4 protein-coding genes and 1 riboswitch are annotated in these 7,867 nt (G+C 69.4%); all 4 genes read left to right on the top strand.

Going from position 1 to position 7,867, the window contains the following annotated elements; translation table 11 throughout:
• On the top strand, positions 1-2,200 hold a 2,200-nt coding region (locus ACFVJS_RS10320; protein ID WP_378879138.1), incomplete at its 5' end, for a transglycosylase domain-containing protein.
• An 88-nt stretch (positions 2,201-2,288) separates the two neighbouring features.
• A riboswitch (SAM riboswitch) is annotated at positions 2,289-2,402 on the top strand.
• A gap of 55 nt (positions 2,403-2,457) precedes the next feature.
• On the top strand, positions 2,458-3,795 hold the full coding sequence (locus ACFVJS_RS10315; RefSeq protein ID WP_378879136.1) for an aminotransferase class V-fold PLP-dependent enzyme: 1,338 nt from the start codon (positions 2,458-2,460) through the stop codon (positions 3,793-3,795).
• Between the two features lie 39 nt (positions 3,796-3,834).
• On the top strand, positions 3,835-4,890 hold the full coding sequence (locus ACFVJS_RS10310) for a lipoate--protein ligase family protein (protein WP_378879133.1): 1,056 nt from the start codon (positions 3,835-3,837) through the stop codon (positions 4,888-4,890).
• A gap of 491 nt (positions 4,891-5,381) precedes the next feature.
• Entirely contained in the window at positions 5,382-7,865 is a 2,484-nt protein-coding gene (leuS, locus tag ACFVJS_RS10305) for a leucine--tRNA ligase (protein ID WP_378879129.1), read from the top strand.
• Positions 7,866-7,867: the final 2 nt, after the last annotated feature.

The following is a 7,867-nucleotide window of genomic DNA, read 5'->3' as shown; positions in this document are numbered from 1 at the left end:
GCGCTGGGGGAAGCTCACCGCGAAGGTGGCCCTGGTCGGCTTCCTGGCGATCGCTCTGATCGGCTCGATGACGGCGATCGTGGCGTACAACCGGATCACCGTGCCGGACCCCAACGCCGAGTTCGAGGTCGAGACGTCGTTCGTCTACTACAGCAACGGCAAGACCGAGCTCGGCCGCTACCAGGAGGGCGACCAGAACCGGATCAAGCTGGAGGCCGACGAGATCCCGGAGATGGTCAAGCACGCCGTGGTCGCCGCCGAGGACCGTACGTTCTACGAGAACAGTGGCGTCGACGTGAAGGGCATCGTGCGCGCGGCCTTCTCCAACACCACCGAGGGCACCGCCGGCGGCGCGTCCACGATCACCCAGCAGTACGTCAAGAACTACTACCTCAGCTCCGAGCGGTCCTACTCGCGCAAGCTGAAGGAAGCGGTCATCGCCCTGAAGCTGACCAGGCAGAAGAGCAAGGACCAGATCCTCACCGACTACCTCAACACGATCTACTTCAACCGCGGCGCCTACGGCATCGAGGCGGCCGCGAAGGCCTACTTCGCGAAGTCCGCCAAGGATCTGTCGCTGCAAGAGACCGCGGCGCTGGCGGCGATCCTCAACAACCCGGCCGGCTTCGACCCGGCCAGCAGCACCTTCCGCGGCGAGGAGAAGCTGCTCGGCCGCTACCAGTACGTCCTCTCCGGGATGGTCGACCTCGGCTACCTGAAGCAGGCCGAGGCCGACAAGGTGAAGGACGCGCTGCCGAAGTTCCCCGCGAAGACCGTGTCGAGCCGCCTCGGCGGGCAGCGCGGCCACGCGCTCACCATGATCAAGGCCGAGCTGCTCGGCCTCGAGGGCGCCGACGGCAAGCCGCTGTTCACCGAGGAGAAGATCGACAGCGGCGGCCTGCGGATCACCGCGACGCTCTCTCCGAAGGTGATGAAGGCGTCGGCGACCGCCGCCAAGACGGTCAAGCCCAAGAACCGCAAGGCGTACGTCGAGAACGACCCCGAGCAGAAGAACGCCCTGCACGTGGCGACCGCATCCGTCGACGTCGCGTCCGGCGCGCTGCTCGGCTTCTACGGCGGCCAGGACTATCTCGACAGCCAGCACAACTGGGCCGCGACCGGTGGCCACGCCGGGTCGACGATGAAGGTCTTCGCCACGGCCGCGGCGATCGCGAAGGGCTACTCGCTCGAGTCGACGTGGGCGGGTGACTCGCCGTTCACGACCTATACCGGGTCGCAGGTCGTCAACGAGGGCGAGCAGGCCGGTATCGCCGACGGCATGGACTACGGCCAGCACATCACCATGCTCAAGGCGCTGGAGCAGTCGGTGAACACGGCCTACATCGACATGACCGAGTCGATGGGCGGGGCCGAGGAGGGCCGCAAGGCGATCTACCAGACCGCGCTCGACGCGGGACTGACCCCGGAGAAGGCCGACCCGAAGTACCCCGGCATCCCGAGCACGTCCGGCTACCTCACCGACCAGGACGACCGGATCGCGCTGGGTGGCGCCAACGTCAGCCCGATCAACATGGCCAACGCCTACGCCACGATCGCCAACGGCGGCTACCGCCACGACGTGCACGTGGTGAAGAAGGTCCGCGACCGCGCCGGCAACGTCCTCTACAGCTGGAACGGCCGGAAGAACGCCCGCCACGCGATCCCCGAGGACATCGCCGCCGACGTGACGTACGCGATGCAGGGCGTGGTGCAGAGCGGCTCGGGGCAGAAGGCGCAGCGCATCGGCCGGCCGGTCGCCGGCAAGACCGGCACCGGCACGTGCACCAACGAGCAATACGTCTGCTCGTCCTGGTTCGTCGGGTTCACGCCGCAGATCGCCACCGCCGTGCGCTACTCGCGCGGCAACGGCGAGGGGAGGCTCGACGGTGGCTGGATGCCGTCCTACTTCGGCGCCGACTATCCCACCGAGACGTGGGCGGCGATCATGGCGAAGGCGATGGAGGGCAAGGAGGTCGAGAGCTTCCCCGAGCCGGTCTACGTCGACGGTCCCGACCCCGAGTCCGGCCACGAGGAGCAGCTGATCGCGCCTCCGGCGCCGCCGGAGCCGCCGGAGGGTGACGGCGAGGAGTGCGACCCGATCGCGGAGTTCTTCGGCGCGTGCGACGGCGACGAGGGGAACGGCGACGGCTGGGGCGACGGGTGGGGCGACCGCGGCCGTCCTGGGCGCGGGGGCGACTGATCGTTCGTCCGAACTGCGAGATTCGTGCCCATTGATCGAGACGCCGGCTTTGCGGGCGCCCAGGATCTCCGGCACGATCGCGGGCGTTGGTCACGACTGTCAGCGCGAAGCCCCGGCTTGCTGGCGGGCAACCCTCCCACGCGGTGGGGTGCTCCGGGTGACGACCAGGCCCTCGCCGCGGTGGCGCGGGCAAGCGCGTGCTTCACCGGACGGCGTCGAGCGCCACCGGCGGAGCCATGATCCCCGAAGGGTGCCCCATGTCCCTGCTTCCGCTCGTCGGCTCGAACACCCAGGTTCCGCTGCTGGACGGCACGACCGTGGCGTACGCCAACCTCGACGTCGCCGCGTCCGCCCCGGCGCTGCAGAGCGTCGCCGACCGGGTGGCCGAGGTCCTGCCGTGGTACGCCTCGGTGCACCGTGGTGCCGGCTACCTGTCCCAGGTCTCGACCGCCCTCTACGAGGAGTCGCGCGCGACGATCGGTGCCTATGTCGGGGCCCGTGAGGACGACGTCACCGTCATCACCCGCAACACCACCGACGCGGTGAACCTGCTGGCCGGCTGCGTACCCGGGCGGGTGCTCGTCCTCGACATCGAGCACCACGCCAACCTGCTCCCGTGGCACCGGGTCGCGGCGGGGGTCACCGCCGTCACCGGCCGGGACACCCTCGCCGGCACCATCGACGCGCTCGCCGGCGAGCTGGCCCGAGGCGACTACGCGCTGGTGGCCGTCACCGGTGCCTCCAACGTCACCGGTGAGGCACTGCCGGTCGCGGAGATCGTCACCCTGGCCCACGCCCACGGTGCCCGGGTCCTCGTCGACGGCGCCCAGCTGATCGCCCACCGCCACTTCTCGCTGGCCGCGACCGGCGCCGACTACGTCGCCTTCTCCGGCCACAAGCTCTACGCGCCCTACGGCGCCGGTGCCCTCGTCGGGCGCCGCGACTGGCTCGACGTCGGCACCCCCTACCTCGCCGGGGGAGGGGCGGTCGACGACGTCACCCACGGCTCGGAGGTCGAGCTTGTCGAGACCACGTGGCAGCCCGCGCCCGCGCGCCACGAGGGCGGCTCGCCCAACGTCATCGGTGCCGCCGCGCTGGCCGCGGCGTGTACGGCTCTCGGTGGCCTCTCGGCTGTCGAGCTGGACCGCCACGAGGCGTCACTGAGGGGGCGCCTCGTGGTCGGCCTGTCCGCGCTGGAGGGTGTCGAGCTCCTGCGCCTGTGGCCGGACTCCGACGAGCCGGTCGGGGTCGTCACGTTCACCGTCGACGGCATCGAGCCCGGTCGGGTGGCGGCGTACCTCTCCGCCGAGCACGGCCTGGGCGTACGCGACGGCCGCTTCTGCGCCCAGCCGCTGCTCAAGCGCCTCGGGCTCACCGGCGGCGCGGTCCGCGCCAGCATCGGCATCGGGACCTCGGTCGGCGACGTGGACCGGCTGGTGGCCGGCGTACGTGCTCTTCTCGAGGGGGATGTCCGGGGCGACTACCTCTTGGTCGACGGCGCCTGGACGCTCGCCGACGACCCGCGTCCCCTGGTCGGGCCGGTCGGTCTCACCCGCCTGGCCGACACCGCCGGATCGTGCGGCGCGGCGGTGTAGTGCGGGGATGAATCCAGGCGCTCACGGTGTTGAGGAACTGTGAGTGAACGAGTGCATGGCGAGCGGAAGGTACGCGGCGGCAAGCTGGTCGTCGTCGACGCGACGGTCTCTGCAGACACGATCATCGATGTCGTCCTCTCGGGCGACTTCTTCCTGGAACCCGACGAAGCGCTGGGCTGGCTGACCGCGGCGCTGGAGGGGCAGCCGGCCGACGCGTCCCTCGACCAGCTGACCGCCTCCCTGGACGCCGCCGCGCGTGACGCGGAGCTGGTCGGCTTCGGCACCCGCGACATCGCCCTGACGGTGCTGCGGGCGCTCGGTCGCGCCACGACGTGGGACGACCTCGACCTGGAGATCGTCGAGACCGGGCCGCTGTCCCCGACGATGCAGATGGCCCTCGACGAGGTCATCGTGCGGCAGGTCGCCGAGGGCCGTCGCGCCCCCAACCTGAGGTTCTGGGACTGGGCCAGCAGTGCGGTCGTGATCGGCAGCTACCAGTCGCTCTCCAACGAGGTCGACTCGGCCGCTGCCGAGCGCCACGGGATCGAGGTCGTGCGCCGCATCTCCGGTGGCGGCGCCATGTTCATCGAGCCGGGCAACACGATCACCTACAGCCTCGCCGTGCCCGACACGCTCGTGGCCGGCATGTCCTTCCAGGAGTCCTACGCGTTCCTCGACGAGTGGGTCCTGCGTGGTCTGCGCAGCGTCGGCATCGAGGCCGCGTACGCCGGGCTGAACGACATCGCCTCGCCGGTCGGCAAGATCGCCGGCGCCGCGCAGAAGCGGATCCCGGGCGGCGTCCTGCACCACGTCACCATGGCCTACGACATCGATGCCGACAAGATGCTCGAGGTGCTCCGGATCGGCCGGGAGAAGATGTCCGACAAGGGCACCAGGAGCGCGGCCAAGCGCGTCGACCCGATCCGCTCCCAGACCGGGCTGTCCCGGGACAAGGTCATCGGTGCCCTGCTGGCCGAGTTCGAGCAGAGCTTCGGGGCTGCGTACGTCGGGCTCGATCAGCCGACGATCGACGAGGCGGCAGCGCTGGTCGAGAGCAAGCACGGGACACGGGAGTGGGTTGCTCGGGTGCCGTAGGCGTGGGGCTCGCCCCAATACGTTGTGAGGCCCGACGACTTCGTCGCCGGGCCCAAAAGATTTGGACTCCGCTGCTCGGAGCGTTCCTTGGATGAGATGGGGGGGTCCTCATTCACGACCGACATCACGAGCAGCGGAGCGTCGCCAGTTTGGCACGCTCGAACTGGCCGTCGCAATAGGTGAAGGCCCCTCTGACCGTATTTTCTGTCGGTCGATCCGCAGGGCAGAACTCATGACCTATCGAAAGTGCCTTTCTAGAGGCCTTCGACCCTGTCACCGCCATCTTCGGCCGGAGTATGGCGGGGCTGCGAATGACGGTGGCGGCCAGGGTCGGCTACCCTGGGCACATGCAGATGTCTGTCCTGCTTCTTAGGCAGCCGCGCTGACCCTGAGGGACACACCCCGGTCACGCGGCCTACCCCTCCATGTGAGGGGTTTCTTTGTTCCAGAAGCAGTCTTGACGCACGACACTCGACAAGGACGAAAGACCAATGACGCAGGAGCAGGCCGAGCAGGCGACGTACGACGTCGTGGAGCTGCAGGACAAGTGGCGCCCGATCTGGGAGAAGCTGGAGCCGTTCAAGGCGGGCCAGCGCGAGGGGGCCGAGAAGCGCTACGCGCTCACGATGTTCCCCTACCCGTCCGGTGACCTGCACATGGGCCACGCCGAGGTCACCGCGCTGCACGACGTGCTGGCGCGCTACTGGTGGCTGAAGGGCTTCGACGTCCTGAACCCGATCGGCTGGGACTCCTTCGGCCTGCCCGCCGAGAACGCCGCGATCAAGCGCAACGAGAACCCCGCCGGTTGGACCTACGCCAACATCGAGACCCAGGCGGAGTCGTTCAAGCGCTATGGCATCTCCTTCGACTGGTCGCGCCGGCTGCACACCTCCGACCCGGAGTACTACAAGTGGACGCAGTGGATCTTCTTGAAGCTGTACGAGGCCGGCCTGGCCTACCGCAAGAAGTCCCCGGTCAACTGGTGCCCCAACGACCAGACCGTGCTGGCCAACGAGCAGGTCGTCAACGGCGAGTGCGAGCGCTGCGGCGCGACGGTCACCAAGCGTGACCTGACGCAGTGGTACTTCCGCACGACCGCTTATGCCGAGGAGCTGTACAGCGGCCTGGACCAGCTGCAGGACACCTGGATCGGCAAGGTCGTCAACATGCAGCGCAACTGGATCGGCCGGTCCGAGGGCGCTCACGTCGATTTCGACATCACGCTGTCCGACGGTGGGACGAAGAAGGTCACCGTCTTCACGACCCGCCCCGACACGCTGTACGGCGCGACCTTCATGGTCGTCGCCGCCGACGCCGACCTGGCCGCCGAGATCGTGGCGCCGGACCGGGCGGCCGCGCTGGAGAGCTACCTGGAGGACGTACGCAAGGCCTCCGACATCGACCGGCTGGCGACCGACCGCCCCAAGACCGGTGTCGACCTGGGCGTGACCGCGACCAACCCGGTCACCGGCGAGCAGATCCCGGTGTGGGCCGCCGACTACGTCCTGGCCGACTACGGCACCGGCGCGGTCATGGCCGTCCCGGCCCACGACCAGCGCGACCTGGACTTCGCCAAGGCCTTCTCGCTGCCGGTGCGCCGCGTCGTGGACGTGCCCGGTGCGGACAACCCCGAGGAGACGTACGTCGCGACCGCCGGTGACGGTGCGTACGTGAACTCTCCCGAGCTGGAGGGCGTCGCCGACAAGGCGAGCGGCATCCACAAGATCATCGAGAAGCTGGAGGCCGAGGGCCACGGCAAGGGCACGATCAACTACCGGCTGCGCGACTGGCTGCTGTCGCGGCAGCGCTACTGGGGCGCGCCGATCCCGATCATCCACTGCCCGGTCGACGGCGAGGTGCCGGTGCCCGAGGCCGAGCTGCCGGTGCAGCTGCCGGAGCTGAAGGGCGCCGACCTGAAGCCGAAGGGCGTCTCGCCGCTGGCGGCCGCCTCGGAGTGGGTCAACGTGTCGTGCCCGACGTGTGGCGGTCCGGCCACGCGTGACTCGGACACGATGGACACCTTCGTGGACTCGTCGTGGTACTTCCTGCGCTACCTGTCGCCGACCGACGAGACCCAGGCGTTCTCCTCCGAGGCGGCGCGCGAGTGGGGTCCGGTCGACTTCTACCTGGGTGGCGACGAGCACGCGGTGCTGCACCTGCTGTACGCACGCTTCTTCACCAAGGCGCTGCGCGACATCGGCCTGATCGACTGGGACGAGCCGTTCTCGGCCTACCTGTCCCAGGGCAAGGTCATCAACGGCGGTAAGAAGATGTCGAAGTCCCTGGGCAACGGCGTCAACCTGTCGGACGTGCTGGAGGAGTTCGGCGTCGACGCGACCCGGCTGACGCTGGTCTTCGCCTCCCCGCCGGAGGACAACATCGACTGGGCTGACGTCTCGCCGGGTGGCTCGGCGAAGTTCCTGCAGCGCGCCTGGCGGCTGGCGGGCGACGTCACCTCGGAGCCGGGCGTCTCCTTCGACGACGGCGACGTGGCGCTGCGCCGGGTCACCCACAAGACGGTCGCCGAGGCCGAGCAGCTGATCGAGTCCTACCGCTTCAACGTGGTCGTGGCCCGGGTGATGGAGCTGGTCAACGCCACCCGGAAGGCGATCGACTCGGGTTGCGGGCCGGCCGATCCTGCCGTACGTGAGGCCGCGGAGACGGTCGCGATCCTGCTCTCGCTGGTCGCGCCCTACACCGCCGAGGAGATGTGGGAGCGTCTGGGGCACGAGCCGACGGTCGCACGGGCCGCGTGGCCGACGCCTCTGCCCCACCTGCTCGTGGAGGACTCCGTGACCGCCGTCGTGCAGATCAAGGGCAAGGTGCGTGCGCGCCTGGAGGTCTCGCCCTCCATCTCCGAGGCCGACCTGGAGGCCGCCGCGCTGGCCGACCCGTCGATCGCCGCCGCGATCGAGGGCCAGACCGTCCGCAAGGTCATCGTCCGCGCGCCCAAGCTGGTCAACATCGTCGTCTGAGA

This window comes from Nocardioides sp. NPDC057772 (assembly GCF_042798075.1).
In the GTDB taxonomy this organism is placed as follows: Bacteria; Actinomycetota; Actinomycetes; order Propionibacteriales; family Nocardioidaceae; genus Nocardioides.
Note: the sequence above shows the minus strand (reverse complement) of the source record. Positions and strands in the feature narration are given on the sequence as shown.